Here is a 19,654-nt window from a genome sequence, read left to right on the forward strand (position 1 = left end):
TAGCATGAAAATAAATTTTAAAATTGTATCTTATTCTTCAAATCATTTTTAATTAACTACAAAAAATTTTATATATGTAAAGGTTTTTTAATAAATCGTAAAATTTACCTTAATTAAATTTTGGTGATATCATGAAAAAGCTCTTAGTTCTTGGGTTAATAATGGCAGTAATCTCCATGCTACCAGGATGCATAAATGAGAAGAGCGTTATAGGAGGGAACAAAAGTTTAAAAAAAGCAGAAATTCCAAATATTGCAAAGTATGCCAAATACATGAATTTAATATATTATGATGAAAATGGAAATGTTGTTAACCCATACAACGGAGAAAAATGGGCATATAAAATATTTGTAGACGCTACAGGACAGAGATTTTTATTAAAAAATGAATCACAACCAATACCTGGTTGGGCTGAAGGAAAATATGATAAAGTGATTAACGTGCCTTTAAAAAATGTTGTTGTAATGAGTTCCACTCATATTGCTTTAATGGAGGCAATAAATGATGATGGCTCAGTAATTAATTCAGTTAAAGGGATTATGTGGGGAAAATCCTACAAATGGTATTTTGAGGATATAAATAAAAGCTTAGCAGAGGGAAAAATAATTGATGTTGGCTCAGACTACAACCCAGATTGGGATAAAATAATAGTTATATCCCCACAAGTTGTATTTGTGTATCCAGAATACAGTGGAGATAAAGTTATATCAAAATGTAAAGATTTGGGAATAACTTATGTTGCAGACGCTGAATACTTAGAAAACAGCCATTTAGCAAGATGTGAATGGGTTAAGATGTTTGCAGCATTCTACAATAAAGAAGATGTAGCTAAAGGATACTTTGATGGAATAGAAGGAAATGTCTCAAAAATAAAGGGAAAATTATCAAATGTAAATGAAAAACCAGCTGTAATTTGGGGATACAATTCAAAATGGGGATGTTATGTCCCAAGAGAGGATTCATATGTTGTGAAAGCTATTGAGCTATGTAAAGGCAATTATATTTTCAAGGAGTTAAATGGAACAGAAAATGCAAAGATTGATTATGAAACATTTGCTGAAAAGGCAAAGGATGCAGATATCTGGATAATTCCATCATCAACAACATGGCTATCCAACTTCAAAGAAAACCATCCAGGTTATGAAACATTTAAAGCTGTTAAAAATGGAAGAGTATTTTGTGTAAGCCCTGATTATTGGCAAGTTGGTTTGCTAAAAACTGATGAAGTACTGTTAGATTTAGCTACAATCCTTCATCCAGAAATATTTAAAGGTAGGGAAACTCACTTCTTCCTAAAATACAATATTGAAAAAAATACTGCAGAGCCATTTAGAAGCTAAGATTATTCAATAACTGCATGTTTTAAAGCATCTTTACAAATACATTTTCTTTCTCCAAAATCGTAATTTATGAACTCTTCAACAATTCTTAAAATTTTATCTTCCATCTCTTTTATCTTTTCTAAAACCTCATCAACTGTTAATACATTTTTTGATATCCCACATGCATAGTTTGTTATACTACATAAAGAGGCATAGCACATCTCCAATTCCCTCGCTAAAACAACCTCTGGATAACCTGTCATTCCTACAACATCCCCCCAGTTTTTATATATCTCAATCTCTTTTTTTGTTTCAAATCTCGGCCCTTCAGTGCAAACATAAACTCCTTCTCCATAAGAGAAGTTATTTCTCTCCGATATCTTTTTTAAAACATTCCTTAAATCTGGGCAGTATGGCTCTGTCATATCTATATGAACAACCTTTTCCTCATCGTAAAAAGTTTCTTCCCTCTTTTTTGTAAATTCAATGAAATCGTTTGGAATGAAAAACATCCCTGGTTTTAAATTTTCTTTCAATGAACCAACTGAGTTTATTGCCAAAATTCTCTCAACACCAAGCTTTTTTAATGCATAGATGTTTGCCCTATAGTTTATTTTATGCGGTGGGATGTTATGCTTTATTCCATGTCTAAATAGCAATACTACATCGCTTTCTTTATCAATAACTACCTTAGCTTTCCCATATTTTGTATTGATAATCTCTTCCTTATCTCCTTTCAATATGCTCGCAATTCCTGTTCCTCCTATTATACCAATCACAATATCACCAATTTTTCATTTAGTTGATTTTTGCCTATTTTATTTCTATTTATTAAAACATGATGTTCATAAAATATGAATTTTAATTCAAAATAGAAAACTTTATATACCTTTATGTATCTTAAAACATATTAAAAGTTACATAACTCAAAAAGGTGGTGTTGTGAAAAAGCTATTGGCTTTAATATTAGGATTTTGTTTAATAATTCCAATTATATCAATGACAGGTTGCACTGGAGGGGAATCTAACAAAGAAGAAGAAACCAAGATAATAATCAGAACCACGGGAGCTACATTTCCACAATATCAAATACAAAAGTGGATTAATGATTATCAAAAAACCCACGCAAATGTTAAAATTGAATATGAAGGTGGAGGGAGTGGTTACGGACAACAAGCATTTTTAAAAGGATTAACTGATATTGGAAGAACTGACCCTCCAGTTAAGGAAAAAATGTGGAATTCATTTTTAAAAACTGGAGATCAGCCATTACAATTCCCAGAAATCGTTGGAGCAGTTGTTATAACCTATAACATCCCAGAGATTGGAAACAAGACATTAAAATTAAGTAGAGATGTCTTAGCTGATATATTCTTAGGTAAGATTGAATACTGGGATGATGAAAGGATTAAAGAAATAAATCCAGAGGTTGCAGATAAACTTCCACATAAAAAGATTATCGTCGTTCATAGAAGTGACGCAAGTGGAACAACAGCTATATTTACAACATACCTAAGCCTGATAAGCAAAGATTGGGCTGAAAAGGTTGGTGCAGGGAAAGTTGTAGATTGGCCAGCTGATAAAATGGGAAGGGGTGTTGCAGGAAAAGGTAACTCAGGAGTTGTAGCAACATTAAAATCAACACCATATTCAATAGCATACACTGAGCTTTCATATGCAATTGAGGAAAAACTTCCAGTAGCAGCATTAGAAAATAAAAATGGAAAATTCGTAACTCCTAACGATGGGTCAATTAAAGCAGCTGTTTCAGCTCTTAAAGAAAATATTCCAAGTCCAAGAGAAGGTTATACAGAAGACCTTGAACAGTTATTAAACGCTCCAGGAGATAACTCTTACCCAATAGTTGCATTCACACACCTATTGGTTTGGGAAAATAAAAACAATAAACACTACTCTTCAGAAAAAGCTAAGGCTATAAAAGAATTCTTAACATGGATTTTAACTGAAGGGCAGAAACCAGAACATTTAGCTCCTGGTTATGTTGGATTGCCAGAAGATGTAGCTAAAATTGGATTAGACGCAGTAAATATGATAAAAGAATAGAAATTCTTATATTTTTTATATATTAGAATCGCTTTTTTTATTTTTATTATATTTTTAACGATAATTTTTAAGTAAGGTATAAATATCAAAATATCATTTAACTAATTTAAAAGTAATTCACAAATCATGTAATAAAATGCCAATTAGGTAGAAAACATGAATCTGAGAAAAAAGATAGATGAATTTAAAATAATAACATTACCAGCCATAATCATTGTGTTTATATTATTTATATTAATATTGGGCTTTTATTTCTTCAGTGCACTTCCAGCAATTGAAAAGTATGGTATTAATTTGTTTATAACAAATGTTTGGCAGGCTGCAGAAGAAGCTTCAAAAGAAGTTTATGGATTGGCAGCACCAATCTGGGGAAGTATATATACGGCAACAATTGCTGTTTTAATAGCCCTGCCTCTATCACTCTGTTATGCGATATTTGTCAATGATTATGCTCCTAAAAAGTTAAAGTATCCTTTAATTATAATTTCAGATATTATGGCTGGGCTTCCAACAATAATCTATGGTATATGGGGAGCATTTATTTTAGTCCCTTTGTTAAGAGACCACATAATGAAATTTTTGTATGAAAATCTCTCTTTTATCCCATTATTTGACTATCCACCGTTATCAGGTTATTCCTATCTATCAGCAGGTATTTTATTGGGAATAATGGTTACTCCATTTGCAGCGGCTATTATTAGAGAGGCTTATGCAATGATCCCATCTGTTTACAAAGAGGGGTTGATAGCTTTAGGAGCTACGAGGTATGAAACAACAAAGGTTTTAATAAAATATATAAAACCGGCTATAATTTCAGGGCTTATATTGGCTTTTGGTAGGGCTTTGGGTGAAACAGTTGCTGTTTCATTGGTTATTGGAAACTCTTTCAACTTAACTTACAAGCTATTCGCCCCCGGATATACAATATCCTCATTAATAGCAAACCAGTTTGGAAACGCAGTTTTATATGAATATATGACCTCAGTCCTTTACTCAGCTGGATTGGTGCTGTTTGTTATAGGCTTAATTGTCAATATTATTGGACTCTATTATCTAAAGAGGTGGAGAGAGTATGTCTTCCAATAAACATAAAGCTATTAGAATGATTAAAGACAAAATATTTTTATTTATTGTCGGAGCATTAACTTTGTTGGCAATAATCCCATTATTCCACATAATAATTTCAATCTTTGAAAAAGGTCTGCCAATAGTATTGGAGAGGGGATTAACATTTATAACTGGAACATTAAGTGAGGGAGGGATAGGCCCAGCAATAGTAGGAACTTTAATGCTTACAGCATTAGCCACTATAATCGGCTTACCTCTGGCTTTCTTAGCAGGTGCTTATGCCTATGAATTTCCAAACAGCTTTATTGGGAGAGCTACAAAGATGTTATTACAAATAATGTTGGAATTTCCAACTATATTAGTTGGGACTTTTGTTATGGGTATCTTAGTTATTCCAATGGGAACTTTTTCTGCATTAGCCGGAGCTCTGGCATTGGCTTTAATATTAACTCCTTATGTTGCTGTTTATACAGAAGAGGCAATGGCTGAAATCCCAAGAATTTATAAAGAAGGAGGATATGCATTAGGATGCACGAGGGCACAGGTAATATTCAAAGTTATCACAAAGATGGCTAAAAAAGGGATTTTAACAGGTATCTTAATAGGTATGGCAAAGGTTGCTGGAGAAACAGCTCCTCTCCTATTTACAGCTGGTGGATTATATGAAGTTTATCCAACAAATCCATTAGAGCCAGTTGGGGCTATACCCCTCCTCATCTACACATTGGTTCAAAGTCCTTCAATTGAAGACCACCAAATTGCCTGGGGAGCTTCTTTGGTCATGCTAATAATATTTTTAGCTATATTCATCCCAATAAGATACTCTTTGAAGGATGATATAAAACTCTAAAAAGGGATAAAATGGCAAAGATAAAGATGGAAACAAAAAACCTAAATTTATGGTATGGGGAAAAACAGGCATTATTTGATATAAATCTCCCAATTTATGAGAAGAAGATAACCGCATTAATAGGACCGAGTGGGTGTGGAAAATCAACATTTTTAAGATGTTTAAATCGGTTAAATGATTTAATCCCAAATGTTAAGATAGAGGGAGAGGTTTTATTAGATGGAAAAAACATCTATGACAAAGATGTTGATGTTTATGAATTGAGGAAGAGAGTTGGAATGGTTTTTCAAAAGCCAAATCCTTTTGCAATGAGTATTTATGATAACGTTGCATTCGGCCCAAGAATTCACGGAATTAAAGATAAAAAGGAGTTGGATAAGATTGTCGAGTGGGCTTTAAAAAAAGCGGCTTTGTGGGATGAGGTTAAAGATGAGCTTCATAAAAACGCTTTATCGTTATCAGGGGGACAGCAGCAGAGGTTGTGTATAGCGAGGGCAATAGCAGTTAAGCCGGAGGTTTTATTGATGGATGAACCAACCTCTGCATTAGACCCTATATCTACCTTAAAAATAGAGGAGTTGATGGTTGAATTAGCTAAGGACTATACAATAGTTGTTGTTACTCACAACATGCAACAGGCGAGTAGGGTTTCTGATTATACTGCCTTTTTCTTGATGGGGAAATTAATTGAATTTGGAGAGACGGAGCAGATATTCCTAAATCCACAGAAGAAGGAGACGGATGATTATATTAGTGGTAGATTTGGTTAAAAATCAATTTAGGTGAATTAAATGATTAAAAAATTTGAGAAAGCGTTAAAGGAGATTGAAGAGGGTTTAATGAAGATGGCTGATTTATGTATTGAGCAACTTGACGCTTCAATAAAAGCATTTACAGAAGGAGATAAAGAGCTTGCTAAACAGATTAGAAAAAGGGATAATGAGATAGATTTAATGGAAATCGAGATTGAAGATAAGTGTGTTAAAGCCATTGCCTTGTATCAGCCAGTTTCTGGAGATTTAAGGGAGTTGATGACTGCCATCAAAATATCCTCAAAGTTAGAGAAAGTTGGAGATAATGCATCAAAAATTTGCAAGATTTTGTTAAAGTCAAATGTTGATGGCAATAGAAAGAATGAGCTATTGGTTGTCATGAAAGACTATTTAATAAATATGATAAGAAACGCAATGATTGCTTTTAAAAACAGGGATGAAAAATTAGCAAGAGACGTTTATGAAATGGACAAAAGGTTAGATAATCTATATGAACAGCTTTATAGGAGTATGATCAGTAAAATCATTGAAGACCCAAAAAATTTAACTTTAGCTACTGAAATAATATTTGCTGGTAAGTATTTAGAGAGAAGCGGGAATATTGTGGCTTCAATAGGAGATAGAGTAGTTTATATGATTACAGGGGAGAGGATAAAGGAGGAAGAATTGGAGGAGGAAATGAAAAAAGAATAAGATGTTGAAAAGAACGGGATAAACAATTAATAGAATTTATTTTTATTTTTGTGATAGACAAATTTTATATACCAATTATTCATTTTATTTTTATTTTGTATAATTAGCATAGGTGAGGTTATGAAAATCTATCTAAATGGAAAATTTGTTGATGAAAAGGATGCAAAAGTTTCAGTGTTTGATCATGGTTTATTATATGGAGATGGAGTTTTTGAAGGTATAAGGGCTTATGATGGCGTTGTTTTTATGTTGAAGGAGCATATAGATAGATTATATGATTCAGCAAAATCCCTATGCATAGACATACCATTAACAAAGGAGGAAATGATTGAGGTTGTTTTAGAAACTCTGAGAGTTAACAATTTGAGAGATGCATACATAAGGTTGGTTGTTACAAGAGGCGTTGGGGATTTAGGATTAGACCCAAGAAAGTGTAAAGAGCCTACTATCTTTTGTATAGCAATTCCAATGCCTCCTTTGTTGGGGGAGGATGGAATTAGGGTTATAACCGCATCAGTTAGAAGATTGCCAGTAGATGTTTTAAATCCAGCTGTTAAATCTCTAAATTATTTAAACAGCATATTGGCAAAGATTCAGGCAAACTACGCTGGAGTTGATGAGGCATTTTTATTGGATGATAAGGGCTTTGTTGTTGAAGGAACTGGAGATAACATCTTTGTAGTTAAAAATGGAGTTTTAAAAACTCCGCCAGTTTATCAAAGTATTTTAAAAGGAATTACAAGGGATGTTGTCATAAAGTTAGCTAAAGAAGAAGGCATTGAAGTTGTTGAAGAACCTTTAACTCTTAACGATTTATATACTGCTGATGAGCTATTTATAACAGGAACAGCAGCTGAAATTGTACCTGTATTTGAGATAGACGGTAGAGTTATAAACAACAGACAAGTTGGAGAGATTACCAAAAAACTAAAAGAGAAATTTAAGGAGATTAGGACAAAATGGGGAATAAAAGTCTATGATGAATAAAAATTAAATAAAAAATTAAAAAATAGTTTTTATCTTTTATTTTTATTTTCTAATTATTGCCACTGCTAAAACTCCTTCAATATCAACTGAATCTACCTCTTCTCCTTCACAGAATAAAGCTCTTTTTACATCTTTAATATGTTCCTTCCTAATAACTCCATACTCTGTTTCTAAACCTTCGTTTATTATTTTTTCAAGCGTCTTTTCATCAGCATTCTTAATTAAATCCATAACTGCCTTAGCATTCTTCTTAAATTCTGGACCTATCTTTGATTTATCTGGAATTACTTCAACTATCTTTGATTCAAGGGCCGGTTTTCCTTTAATTATTTTAAGCTCTTCAATCTTCAACGTTCCTTTAATGTCTTCAGCAGTTTTGTTTAATGCTGAATATGTTTCCTCATCTTCTGTGTAAATCTCAACGTATTTTATTGGAGCGTTTAAAGCCATTCCTGAATTTGCCTTAAATCTTCTAATTGATATAACGGTGTTTTTAGCTATCTCCCCAAACTTCTCTGCCTCTTCATTTATTAGCTTTTTATCAACCTCTGGGAATGAGAAGTGGAGGTTATCTATCTTGTAAATCTCTGCCATATAATCTGAGAAGTGTGGAGCGAACGGGCACAGCAATCTTACTAATTTATCAATTACATAGTATAACGTCCATCTTGCCTCTTTCTTTGCCTCCTCATCGTTTCCATACAATCTATATTTAACCATCTCTATGTAGTTGTCACAAAACTCATGCCAAACAAATTTATAAATCTCAACTATTGTGTTAAACCTATAATTCTCTAAGTCCCTATCAACTCTCTCAATTAATCTCTGCAACTTACTCAAAATCCATAAATCAATTGGATTGCTAATTTCCATTGGTTTTTTTAGCTCATCAATAATATCATCACTTATGTGCATTTTAGCGAATCTGCAAGCGTTCCAGAACTTTCTTAAGAATCTATAGCCGTAATCAACCTCTTTCCATAGGAATGGGACATCATCTCCAATAACGCTATTACTTGCCCACAATCTTAAAGCATCTGCTCCATACTTAGCTATAATTTCATCCGGCTCTACAACATTCCCCCTACTCTTACTCATCTTATGTCCATCTTCTCCAAACACCATCCCATTTATAACAATCTCATCCCATGGCTTTTTTCCAGTTAAGGCAATTGATTTAACTATTGTATAGAATGCCCACGTTCTAATTATATCGTGCCCTTGTGGTCTTAGTTGGACAGGATAGTGTTTTTTAAAGAACTCATCATCATCCAACCACTTTGTTATAACCATTGGTGTTATTGAAGAGTCCATCCACGTATCTAAGACATCTGTCTCTGGGATTAAGTCAGTGTTTCCGCACTTATCACAAACATAGCCAGTTTTAGTTGGGTCTATTGGTAAATCCTCCTCCTTAGCAACAACTACATTTCCACATTTTGGGCAATACCATACAGGTATTGGTGTTGCAAAAATCCTCTGCCTACTTATAACCCAATCCCAATCCATGTCTTCAATCCAATTTAAAAGCCTGATTTTCATGTGCTGTGGAACCCATTTAATCTCATCAGCTATCTCCCTAACCTTTGGAATTAGCTTCCTAACATTAACAAACCATTGCTCAGTAACGATAATTTCAATTGGTGTCTTACATCTCCAACAAACGCCAACATTCTGTTTTATTGGTTCTTGCTTAACTAAATAGCCCTCTTTCTTTAAGTCCTCAATAATCTTTTTTCTTGCCTCCTCTGTTTTCAATCCTTTATACTTTCCAGCTATTTCTGTTAGTTCTCCTTTTTCATTAATTGCCTTTTTAATCTCCAATTTATGCCTATTAACCCATAAAACGTCTGTCTTATCTCCAAAGGTACAAACCATAACCGCCCCAGTTCCAAATTCTTTCTCTACATCCTCATCAGCCAATAACTTAACCTTATGTCCAAACAATGGAACTATAAACTCCTTCCCAATTAGGTGCTTATATCTTTCATCCTCTGGATGTACTAAGATAGCTACACATGCAGCCATCAATTCAGGCCTTGTTGTTGCTATCAGTAAATGCCCATCTCCATCAGCAGCTGGGAATTTTATATAATTTAATTTGCTTTCCCTCTCTTTATATTCAACCTCAGCAAATGCAATGGCTGTTTGACATCTTGGACACCAATTTACTGGGAATTTACCTCTATAAATTAACCCATCCTTATACATCCTAACAAAGGCAGTTTGGGATTTTTTGATATACTCTGGAGTCATTGTTATATATTCCCTGTCCCAATCAATAGAAATTCCTAAGGATTTTATCTGTTTTCTCATTTTTTCAATGTTTTCTTCTGTTAATTTAATACACAACTCTCTAAATTTATGCCTATCAACATCTGACTTTGTTATGCCATATATCTCTTCAACTTTAACCTCTGTTGGCAGTCCATGACAATCCCATCCTTGTGGGAAGAGAACGTTAAATCCCTTCATTCTTTTGTATCTTGCTATTATATCCATGTAAGTCCAGTTCAATGCATGCCCTAAGTGTAATCTTCCAGTTGGATATGGTGGAGGAGTATCTATAATATATGGTGGCTTATCGCTTTCTTCATCAAATTTGTAAATTTTACTCTCTTCCCACTTCTTTTGTATCTCCTTTTCAATCCCTATATTATAATCTTTTGGCATCTCCATTATGCTTCACCTAAACCTTTTTATTTATAAAAAATAGCTTTAGGTTTAAATAAATAACTCCTAAATTTAATTATTAATTTAAATTTATGAATTAATATTTCCAAAAATAAAAAAAGAGAGTTGGGGAATTTAGAGCATCTTGATTAATTCTAAAGCAGCTTCTCTTGTCTTCTCTCTGTCTCCACCAGCAACTACAACAACATCATGTCCGTTTGCCTCTCCTGGTAAGACAGCGATTGTTGCTGGGCTGTCGTTGTCTAAAGCTAATTTTCCAGCATCAACTAAAGCTTTTGTTAATTTGTTTGCAACTGGTCCACCAACTAAGATTAAGTTCTTGTCAGCTGTGTCTAAGCTAACTTCTGTATCTAACTTAGCAATTGGTGCTGTTAATGCAACTGGCTCAACTGCATTAGCTTCAATACCCTTCAACTTAACTTCTGCATTCAATGCAGTAACTTTTTCTCCAACGTTTACTGTAGCATCAACAGTCTTGTCCATTGAGAAGTAGACGTATAATTTATCCTCCTTGTCTTTGTCATCTAATTTGAATGTTACATAATCGAGGATGTCTATTTCGTCTCCGTCATCTAAATCTTCGAATTCATCTCCTTCGTATCTTAAAGCGATACCAACAATTTGATCATTATCGCTTAAATCTTTCTTCAATACTATATTAGAGCTATCCTTTTGTACTGCATATATTACCCAATCTTCTTCGTATTCTTCGTTAAGCTCTAATGCTTTAACATCCTTTGCAATTAACAACTCTGCATACCCGTAGTTCTCTCCAACATCCATCCAAGCACTGTGTATAACAACCCCTACATCGTCTCCATAAACTACTTCCATTGTAGTTTCGTTTGTTACTTTATCTGATTCTTCTTTAACAACCTTACCATCTTTTAATATATCAACAGTTACCTTGTACTCTCCTGCTTTTGTTGATTTCAATACTGATTTTACTTTAACTGTGTAGCCGTTTCCTACATCATAAGTTTCTCCTTCTTTTAAGATTCCATTGAATACTGGAGTTCCAACGTATATTGTATCTTCATCTGCATCAATATCTACTACAGCTACTTCTTTTCCTAAGAATGGAATTACCATACCTTCTTTCAATGTTGTTGTATTTTCAAACTTCTCTTCGTCATTAGTATAAACTAATGACATATAAACTGCATTTTTTTTATCTACCATTAATTCTCCTGAGTCATTTTGAACTGCAACTGCTACAATCTCTCCAGCATCATCATCGCTGTCATACCAATCTTTTGGGTCGACATCCTCAATCTTTAACATTGTTGATACATCACCTAAGCTGACGATTTCATTGAGTTCATCATCATCAACACCTAACGCATCAGCTAATCCGTATGGATCTCCAGTATCATTTTCAAATGCATCTGCATAGTCGCTGTCTGATGCTGCAACGAATACTGTGTAATTGCCTTCAGGAATTGTCTCCGCATATACATCGACGTCATCTGATTTAGCTTCTGCGTGAACTGTTATATCAGCACTTCCATCTTCGACTGTTCCTTCTTTGTAGCACAAGCTTCCTATTTTAGCTGCAATGTCAGCTGCTGAGACAACATCCATTGTTGATGGTGCATCAGCACCAACGACAACGTAGCAGTTTGGCTGTCCATTTTTAACGAATAAGTCTTTTGTAACTTCTCCCTGAACTGTTACCTCAGCAGCAACTCCACTTGCTAATGCAGTAGCAACCATTGCACCTCCAACAGCAATAGCACCGATTTTCTTTAAGCTCATAGCCATACATTATCACCTAAGTTTTTAGTTTTTGTATTTGACGGTATATACCTTCGACAAACTACTATATAAACCTTACGATATGAAACGGTTATAACAATAGTTTTAAAATAAGAATTTTTGTTATATCTTAGATATTCTAAATTTAAGATAATATATTTCTTAATTTTAAAATAAAAAAAGTTACAAATGTTTGCAACTTTTTTAAATGGCTAAAAATTAATTTTAATATATCTAAATATTTAGTAGAAATTTATAAAAATCTCGCAAGAAATAATGTTAAAAAATAAGTAAGATAAAAATTTAAATTTTGGTGAATATTTATGAGATTTTTTAATAGAGAAAAAGAGATTAAAGAAATTCTTTCAATCATTGAGTCAGAGCCACAAAGAATTAATTTTATATACGGCTCTATAAATTCAGGAAAAACTGCCTTAATTAATGAGATAATAAACAATAGGTTAGATAAAGACAAATACGTTGTATTTTATTTTGATTTGAGGGAGATTTTTATATCAAGATATGATGACTTCATTGAAGTATTGTTCGAAGAGTATGAGGGGGATAAAAACCCAACAGAGATAATAAAATCTCTTATTAATGAGTTACCAAGTTTGTATGGCATCCCAATACCTAAAAATACTCTAAATGAGATTTTTAAAAAGAAAACGACCAAAAATGTTTTTAGATACATAACTAAGGTATTGATGGATATTAAAAAAGAAGGAAAGCAGCCAATATTAATTATAGATGAGTTACAAAAAATCGGTGATATGAAGATTAATGGGTTTTTAATTTATGAATTGTTTAATTATTTTGTCTCCTTAACTAAGCATAAGCATTTATGTCATGTTTTCTGTTTAAGTTCTGATAGTTTATTTATTGAGAGAGTTTATAACGAGGCAATGTTAAAAGGTAGAGTAGATTACATTTTAGTGGATGACTTTGATAAAGAGACAGCAATAAAATTTATTGATTTTCTATCAGAAAATATTTTAAATAAAAAATTATCTGATGATGAAAAAGAGTTAATTTATACCCATGTGGGAGGAAAGCCGGTAGATATAATCTATGTTATTGATAAGTTAAGATATAAGGAGTTAAAAGAGATTTTAGATTATTTACTAATGGATGAACAACAAAAATTAAAATACTTCTTAGAGGATGTTAAAGAAAAAGATGAAGAGCTTTATAAAAAAGTTGTTGAGACATTAAAAATATTTAAAGAAAACTATGAAATTGACGATATAACAATAAATAAAAAAATTAGGGAATTTTTAGTTAAAAGAAACATTTTATTCCTAAATCCTATTGAAGGAACTTTAAAACCACAATCATTTTTGGTTTGGAATGCGATAAAGAAAATTATTCAATAACACTAAATAATAATGTGATAAAAATGAAAATAGCAATAACTGGAAAAGGAGGAGTAGGAAAAACATTTATTGCTTCAACATTAATGAGATTATTTGAGAAAAGAGGATTTAAAGTTATTGGAGTTGATTGCGACCCAAATCCTACGTTGGCTTTGGCTTTTGGGATTGAAGAAGAGATAATTCCATTATCAAAAAGGCATGATATAATTGAAGAGAGAACTGGGGCTAAACCAGGAACTTATGGAAATGTTTTTAAAATGAACCCAAAGGTTGATGATTTAATTGACAAAGTTGGATATAAAGTAGGAAACATAACTATCTTGGTTATGGGGACTATAGAAGAGGGAGGAGAAGGGTGTGTCTGCCCAGCCTCTGTTTTATTGAGGAGGTTGTTAAGGCATTTAATTTTAAAGAGGGATGAAGTTGTTATCTTAGACATGGAAGCAGGTATTGAGCATTTTGGAAGGAAAACAATAGATACCGTTGATTTAATGCTTATTGTTATAGAACCTACAAAAAAATCGTTGATAACTGCAAAAAGGATGAAGAAATTAGCCAAAGATTTGGGAATAAAGCATTTGGGTGTGGTTGTCAATAAAGTGAGAGATGAGGATAAAAAATTATTGGAAAGTATTATTAAAGAGGAGCTTGGTTTAGAAGTTTTAGGATTTATTCCTTATGATGAAGAGGTAGTAAAAAGTGATTTTATGGGAAAACCTATAGATTTAAATTCAAAAGCTGCAAAAGAAGTAGAGAAGATATTTAACTACATTCTAAAATTAAAAAATTCTATAATTTAAAATATGGCTCCCTTCTATTAATACATTCAATAAAATATGGCTCTAAATTCTCTCCCCTTCTAAGTGGAGTTAAAATATCAACCAAGTTGTCATCTCTCAACAGGCAGGGCTTTAAATAACCGTCGTAAGTTAATCTTATCCTTGTGCAATGCATGCAAAACTCGCTGTTATCCATAGGTCTTACAAACTCAACTTCCAATCCATCATCTAATATATATTTCCTCCTATTCTGCATAAATTTTCTTGTAATAACTTTATCAGCTTTTTCTTTAATTTCATTTTCTATTGATGATATATCATAATAGTATTTTTTAAGACCCTCTTTTAATGGAATAAACTCAATAATTTGTAGTATAGCCCCAACATCTCTGCAAAATTCCATAATTTCTGGTAGCTCTTTAATATTAATTGACATAGCTAAAAAATTAACCTTTAAAGGAGTTAATTCCTCTTCTATAGCCCTTTTAATTCCATTTACAACCTTATTTACATCTCCAAATTTTGTAATCTTTTTATACAATTCAGGATTTAACGTATCTAAGCTCACGTTAACCCTATCCAATCCAGCATCTTTAAGCTTATCAGCTAAATTTTCTAAGAGGATTCCATTAGTTGTTAATGAGATATCTTTTATCTTTTCATCTTTAATGTTTTCAATGATTTCACAGATATCTTTTCTTAATAAAGGCTCTCCACCAGAAATTTTTACTTTTCTAACTCCAAATTTCGTTGATGTTTTAGCTATAAGCCCAATCTCTTCAGCAGTCATATATCTGCCATTATTGGAATTATGCCCCTCTTTGTGGCAATAAAAACAGTTTAAATTGCATTTATTTGTTATAGAAATCCTAAAAGACCCAATCTCCCTACCAAATTTATCTCTCATACTATCCACTACTAAAAGTTAAGCTTCTAAAAAATAATATAGGAGATTAATTATAAAAAAGCTACGTAATGATTTCAAATTAATCAAAATATATAAATTTATTCACTCTTTTCTTCTTTCTTCTCTTCTTTACTTTCCTTTTTTCTTTCAAATGTTTCAACAAAGTTGACTTTTTCAGCATCTTCCAATCTCTTCAATATTTCATTGGCAATAGCCATCTTAGCAGTCTGAATATTTGGCATAAATGGAGCAAACTCTGGCAACTCTATTTTAACTGTTCCATTTCTAATGGTTACCTTTACATTATCTAATCTTGGAACGTACATCTTTACAATCTCTTTTACCATCTCTTTTTTATCATCAACAACTTCTTCAATTCTTATTCTATACTTTACCTCTTTTCCAGCCAATTCGTGGTTGAAATCAACTAAAACTCTTCCGCTGTTTATACTTACAATTTTTCCTGGCACTCCATCTATTGTAATTGGTAATCCTTTTATTGGTTTAATACCTCTCTTTTTAAATTCTGATAATGGAACTAATTTTATCTTTGATGGGTCTCTTTTACCAAATGCCTTTTCTGGAGGTAAAACAACTTCTCTTTCTTCTCCAACATCCATCTCCAATATAACTTCGTCTAAACCTGGCAACACCTGCCCCTCTCCTGCAAAAATAGCTACAGGTCCATAAACCATCGCAGGATTGTAAATTCCTTCTTTTTTAGCCAATTCCTCGTTAGTTGTGTCAAATAATCTATCATCTACGTATCCATCATAGCTAATCTTTACCATTTTTCCTTTTTCTACCATATTTTCCACCTCATCTAATTTTAACTAAAAAGCATTATTCAATGAGTTTAAAAATCTTTCATAAACTTTAATATAATCTATATATAAACATAACTGAAAAAATAAAAAATTTTAAATATTGAATTATAATCAATATTTACTATCATGAGCGGAGGATAGATGTAAATGGAGATTGGGTATGCCTTTATATTAGCAGGTTTTTTGATTATGGCGTTAGAGGCTGTTATTCCAGGCTTATATTTCCCCGTATTAGGGGTAGCTTTATTAATTTATGGAATATTTTTATTGATATTTCCACAATACGCTTTTATTTCCGCAATAATTGCAGGAGTTTTAACTATAATTATCCTACATAAATTCGTTTATAGTATGGGGAAGGAAATAAAAGTGGGGGCTGAAAGATTTGTTGGTAAAATTGCCAAAGCTATAGAAGACTTTGATGAAAACGGTTATGGGAGGGTTGAGATAGAGAACCAAATATGGCTGGCAAAATCTAAAGATGAAATAAAAAATGGGGATAAAGTTAAAGTTATTGGTTTTGAAGGAGTTTCGTTAATAGTTAAAAAAGTTGAAGGTGAATAACATGTTTTGGTTTTGGTTAATATTAGGAATTATTGTTTTATTTATAATTGTAAAATCCATAGTTATTGTTAATCAATATGAAGGGGGTTTAATATTTAGATTGGGAAGAGTTGTAGGAAAATTGAAGCCTGGAATAAATATAATCATCCCATTTTTAGACGTGCCTGTTAAGGTTGATATAAGGACGAGAGTTACTGACGTTCCTCCTCAGGAGATGATTACAAAGGATAACGCAGTTGTAAAAGTTGATGCAGTTGTTTACTATAGAGTTATAGATGTTGAAAAAGCCATTTTAGAAGTTGAAGACTACGAATATGCCATAATAAACTTAGCCCAAACGACATTAAGGGCAATAATTGGTAGTATGGAGCTGGATGAAGTTTTAAATAAAAGAGAGTATATAAACTCCAAATTATTGGAAATATTGGATAGAGAAACAGATGCTTGGGGAGTCAGGATTGAAAAGGTTGAAGTTAAAGAGATAGACCCTCCAGAAGATATAAAAAATGCTATGGCTCAACAGATGAAGGCAGAGAGGTTGAAAAGAGCGGCCATATTAGAGGCAGAGGGAGAGAAGCAGAGTAGAATTTTAAGAGCAGAGGGAATTGCAGAAAGTTTGAGAATTGAGGCTGAGGGGCAAGCTAAAGCAATACAGATAGTGGCAGAAGCGGCAAGAGAATACTTCAAAGATGAAGCTCAGCTCTATAAAGCCTTAGAAGTGGCTAATAATGTATTAAAAGACAATACAAAATATGTTATTTCAGAGAACGTATTGGATGTGGTTAAAAATTTCATTAAGAAGGATTCAGCTTAACCAAAATTATATATATTCTTTTTTTGTAAATATTTTACACCACCACATTTAATCTTATTTTTAATAAATCATCACAAAAAACACAATTTACGATTTTAAAAAATGGAAATTAAAATTTAAAATAAAGGATTATGGTGATAGTTATGGCATCAAGTGATTCAAAACAATTATATTTATTTAAAAAAATGTTGAAAGAATTAAAAACAAAAAAAGGTAAAGGTACTGAGCTTATTAGCTTATATATACCCGCAGGAAGAAGAATTTCTGACGTAGCCCAGCATTTAAGAGAAGAAATGTCACAGGCATCAAACATTAAAAGTAAAAGTACAAGAAAAAATGTTCAATCGGCAATAGAAGCAATATTGCAGAGGTTAAAATTATTGAAAGAGCCATTAGAAAAGGGAGTTGTTATATTTGCAGGAATGATTCCAAGAAGCGGTCCAGGAACAGAAAAGATGGAAACTTATGTTATAGAGCCACCAGAACCTATAAAAACATACATCTATAGATGTGATTCAGAATTCTACTTAGAGCCGTTAGAAGAGTTTTTAGAAGAGAAGGACGTTTATGGAATAATATTGGTTGATAGAAACGAGGCTACAATAGCCTTGGTTAAAGGTAGAAACATAAACATCCTAAAAAGGCTAACAAGTGGAGTTCCTGGAAAGTTCAAAGCAGGAGGGCAGTCAGCAAGGAGATTAGAAAGGCTTATTGATTTAGCTGCCCATGAATTCTTACAGAGAGTTGGACAGAAGGCAAATGAGCAATTTCTTCCATTATTGCAGGAGAAAAAACTTAAAGGAATTTTAGTTGGAGGACCAGGGCATACTAAAAACGAGTTTGTTGAAGGGGATTATTTACATCATGAGCTTAAAAAGATTGTATTGGATACGTTTGATTTATGCTATACAGAGGAGTTTGGTATAAGGGAACTTTTAGAGAAAGCAGCCCCATTATTGAAGGATGTTGAATTGATGAAAGAAAGAGAAGCTGTTCAAAGATTCTTAAAAGAGTTAGTTAAAGAGGACGGAGGATTAGCATGTTATGGAGAAAAAGAGGTTTTAGAGGCTTTAATGATGGGAGCTGTTGATACTCTAATTGTTTCTGAGGAGTTAGAGAAATACAAGGTAAAAATAGCATGTAACAACTGTGATTATTTGGAAGAAAAGATTGTTACAAAACTCGAGCTTATTAAATTAGAGGAAGAGCTTAAAAATGCCCAATGTCCAAAATGTGGAGGAGCTTTAAGCATTATTGAGGAGAAAGACTATATTGAATACCTATCAGAGTTGTGTGAGCAGAGTGGAACTAAGCTCATAACCGTTTCATCAGAAACAGAAGAAGGAGCTATGATTTTAAATGCATTTAAAGGAATTGCGGCCATATTAAGATACAAGATTCATCAATAAGCTTCCAAATTTAAACAAACTTTTTTAAAACCATAATCTTTAAATTTTTTTACAATTTTATCTTTTTTTCTGAGTATTTCATCAAATCCACTTTCAATTTCAATAACTGCAATATCTTTATGATCTCTAACTCTTATAGCCCCATTTACATAATTTCTTAAAAATTCTTCCAATTCTTCAATCTTTTTTAAATCTTCAATTGAAATTTCTCTATTAAATTCAAATCTCGTCAATAAACATGTTTCCTTTGGAGGGATGTTGATATTTAGTTCTTTAGCTATATTTAAAATATCTTTTTTACCAATTTTAAAATCCACAAATGGAGAGATTACATTAAATTCTTCTTTAGCTTTTAATCCAGGCCTATCCTCAAATAAATCATCGTAATTAGTTCCATCTACAACAAAATCGTATTTATATTTTTCTTTCTCTTTATTTAATATATCAAAAAACATTTTTTTGCATAAATAACATCTTTCTGGAACATTTTTAATGATTTTATTAACTTCAACAACTTTTAAATTTAAGCCATATTTTTCTGCGTTTGTAATTGCATTATTTAAAGCCCATTCTGAAATATAAGGAGTTTTTATAAAAACACATAGAGTTTCAGTGATTTCAGATAACAATATAGATAAAAGTAAGCTGTCTATTCCTCCAGAATAGGCAACAATAACTCTTTTGTTTTCAAATTTCTTTTTGAGGTTATTTTTCAATTTATTTAATAAAGGCTGTTTCAAATATATCACCAATTTTATGGTTTAAGTAA

The 19,654-nt window shown here is 32.3% G+C and carries 18 protein-coding genes; 12 read left to right on the forward strand and 6 right to left on the reverse strand.

Features of this window, described 5'->3' with window-relative positions; genetic code table 11:
* Positions 1-131 precede the first annotated feature (131 nt).
* A complete protein-coding gene (locus MEFER_RS04590) occupies positions 132-1,340 on the forward strand; it encodes an ABC transporter substrate-binding protein (RefSeq protein WP_015791458.1) in 1,209 nt (402 codons plus the stop codon).
* Positions 1,341-1,342: 2 nt separating this feature from the next.
* Here MEFER_RS04590 and mtnP read toward each other — a convergent pair whose 3' ends face one another.
* Positions 1,343-2,101 carry an S-methyl-5'-thioadenosine phosphorylase gene (gene mtnP, locus MEFER_RS04595; protein ID WP_015791459.1) on the reverse strand — a complete coding sequence of 253 codons (759 nt, stop codon included), beginning with the start codon at positions 2,099-2,101 and terminating at the stop codon, positions 1,343-1,345.
* Between the two features lie 163 nt (positions 2,102-2,264).
* On the opposite strand from mtnP, the gene pstS reads away from it, so the two are divergent.
* The 6 genes from pstS (at position 2,265) to ilvE (ending at position 7,757) form a co-directional block, all read left to right on the forward strand.
* On the forward strand, positions 2,265-3,386 hold the full coding sequence (pstS, locus tag MEFER_RS04600; protein WP_015791460.1) for a phosphate ABC transporter substrate-binding protein PstS: 1,122 nt from the start codon (positions 2,265-2,267) through the stop codon (positions 3,384-3,386).
* Positions 3,387-3,542: 156 nt separating this feature from the next.
* Entirely contained in the window at positions 3,543-4,472 is a 930-nt protein-coding gene (gene pstC, locus MEFER_RS04605) for a phosphate ABC transporter permease subunit PstC (protein WP_015791461.1), read from the forward strand.
* Positions 4,459-5,304: a phosphate ABC transporter permease PstA gene (gene pstA / locus MEFER_RS04610; RefSeq protein ID WP_015791462.1), complete on the forward strand. Its 846-nt coding sequence runs from the start codon at positions 4,459-4,461 to the stop codon at positions 5,302-5,304. The genes pstC and pstA overlap by 14 nt, the downstream gene beginning before the upstream one ends.
* A gap of 11 nt (positions 5,305-5,315) precedes the next feature.
* Complete coding sequence (gene pstB, locus MEFER_RS04615) at positions 5,316-6,074, forward strand: phosphate ABC transporter ATP-binding protein PstB (protein ID WP_015791463.1); 759 nt, start codon at positions 5,316-5,318, stop codon at positions 6,072-6,074.
* A 21-nt stretch (positions 6,075-6,095) separates the two neighbouring features.
* Positions 6,096-6,770 (forward strand): phosphate signaling complex protein PhoU, encoded by a 675-nt coding sequence (gene phoU / locus MEFER_RS04620; RefSeq protein WP_015791464.1) that lies wholly within the window; start codon positions 6,096-6,098, stop codon positions 6,768-6,770.
* 120 nt (positions 6,771-6,890) lie between these two features.
* Positions 6,891-7,757: a branched-chain-amino-acid transaminase gene (ilvE, locus tag MEFER_RS04625; protein ID WP_015791465.1), complete on the forward strand. Its 867-nt coding sequence runs from the start codon at positions 6,891-6,893 to the stop codon at positions 7,755-7,757.
* Between the two features lie 42 nt (positions 7,758-7,799).
* Here ilvE and valS read toward each other — a convergent pair whose 3' ends face one another.
* Together valS and MEFER_RS04635 are read right to left on the reverse strand one after the other, a co-directional pair.
* The gene (gene valS, locus MEFER_RS04630) at positions 7,800-10,436 is read right to left on the reverse strand and encodes a valine--tRNA ligase (protein WP_015791466.1); all 2,637 of its coding nucleotides are present in this window, start codon (positions 10,434-10,436) and stop codon (positions 7,800-7,802) included.
* Between the two features lie 129 nt (positions 10,437-10,565).
* Positions 10,566-12,215 (reverse strand): S-layer protein, encoded by a 1,650-nt coding sequence (locus tag MEFER_RS04635; RefSeq protein ID WP_015791467.1) that lies wholly within the window; start codon positions 12,213-12,215, stop codon positions 10,566-10,568.
* Positions 12,216-12,532: 317 nt separating this feature from the next.
* Here MEFER_RS04635 and MEFER_RS04640 point away from each other — a divergent pair, with 317 nt between their 5' ends.
* Together MEFER_RS04640 and MEFER_RS04645 are read left to right on the forward strand one after the other, a co-directional pair.
* Positions 12,533-13,585 (forward strand): ATP-binding protein, encoded by a 1,053-nt coding sequence (locus tag MEFER_RS04640; protein ID WP_015791468.1) that lies wholly within the window; start codon positions 12,533-12,535, stop codon positions 13,583-13,585.
* 23 nt (positions 13,586-13,608) lie between these two features.
* On the forward strand, positions 13,609-14,385 hold the full coding sequence (locus MEFER_RS04645; protein ID WP_015791469.1) for an ATP-binding protein: 777 nt from the start codon (positions 13,609-13,611) through the stop codon (positions 14,383-14,385).
* On the opposite strand, the gene moaA is transcribed toward MEFER_RS04645, so the two are convergent.
* Positions 14,375-15,271 carry a GTP 3',8-cyclase MoaA gene (gene moaA, locus MEFER_RS04650; RefSeq protein ID WP_015791470.1) on the reverse strand — a complete coding sequence of 299 codons (897 nt, stop codon included), beginning with the start codon at positions 15,269-15,271 and terminating at the stop codon, positions 14,375-14,377. The two genes, MEFER_RS04645 and moaA, sit on opposite strands and share 11 nt — an antisense overlap.
* A 98-nt stretch (positions 15,272-15,369) precedes the next feature.
* On the reverse strand, positions 15,370-16,080 hold the full coding sequence (locus MEFER_RS04655; RefSeq protein WP_015791471.1) for a peptidylprolyl isomerase: 711 nt from the start codon (positions 16,078-16,080) through the stop codon (positions 15,370-15,372).
* A gap of 165 nt (positions 16,081-16,245) precedes the next feature.
* Here MEFER_RS04655 and MEFER_RS04660 point away from each other — a divergent pair, with 165 nt between their 5' ends.
* From MEFER_RS04660 to prf1, 3 genes are all read left to right on the forward strand, one after another.
* A complete protein-coding gene (locus MEFER_RS04660) occupies positions 16,246-16,662 on the forward strand; it encodes an NfeD family protein (protein WP_015791472.1) in 417 nt (138 codons plus the stop codon).
* 1 nt (position 16,663) lies between these two features.
* Positions 16,664-17,476, forward strand: a complete 813-nt coding sequence (locus tag MEFER_RS04665; RefSeq protein WP_015791473.1) for an SPFH domain-containing protein — start codon at positions 16,664-16,666, stop codon at positions 17,474-17,476.
* Positions 17,477-17,619: 143 nt separating this feature from the next.
* The gene (gene prf1, locus MEFER_RS04670) at positions 17,620-18,885 is read left to right on the forward strand and encodes a peptide chain release factor aRF-1 (protein WP_211204162.1); all 1,266 of its coding nucleotides are present in this window, start codon (positions 17,620-17,622) and stop codon (positions 18,883-18,885) included.
* On the opposite strand, the gene larE is transcribed toward prf1, so the two are convergent.
* Entirely contained in the window at positions 18,879-19,634 is a 756-nt protein-coding gene (larE, locus tag MEFER_RS04675) for an ATP-dependent sacrificial sulfur transferase LarE (protein ID WP_015791475.1), read from the reverse strand. The two genes, prf1 and larE, sit on opposite strands and share 7 nt — an antisense overlap.
* Positions 19,635-19,654: the final 20 nt, after the last annotated feature.

Origin of the sequence: Methanocaldococcus fervens AG86, from assembly GCF_000023985.1 — an archaeon.
In the GTDB taxonomy this organism is placed as follows: Archaea; AGJL01; Methanococci; order Methanococcales; family Methanocaldococcaceae; genus Methanocaldococcus; species Methanocaldococcus fervens.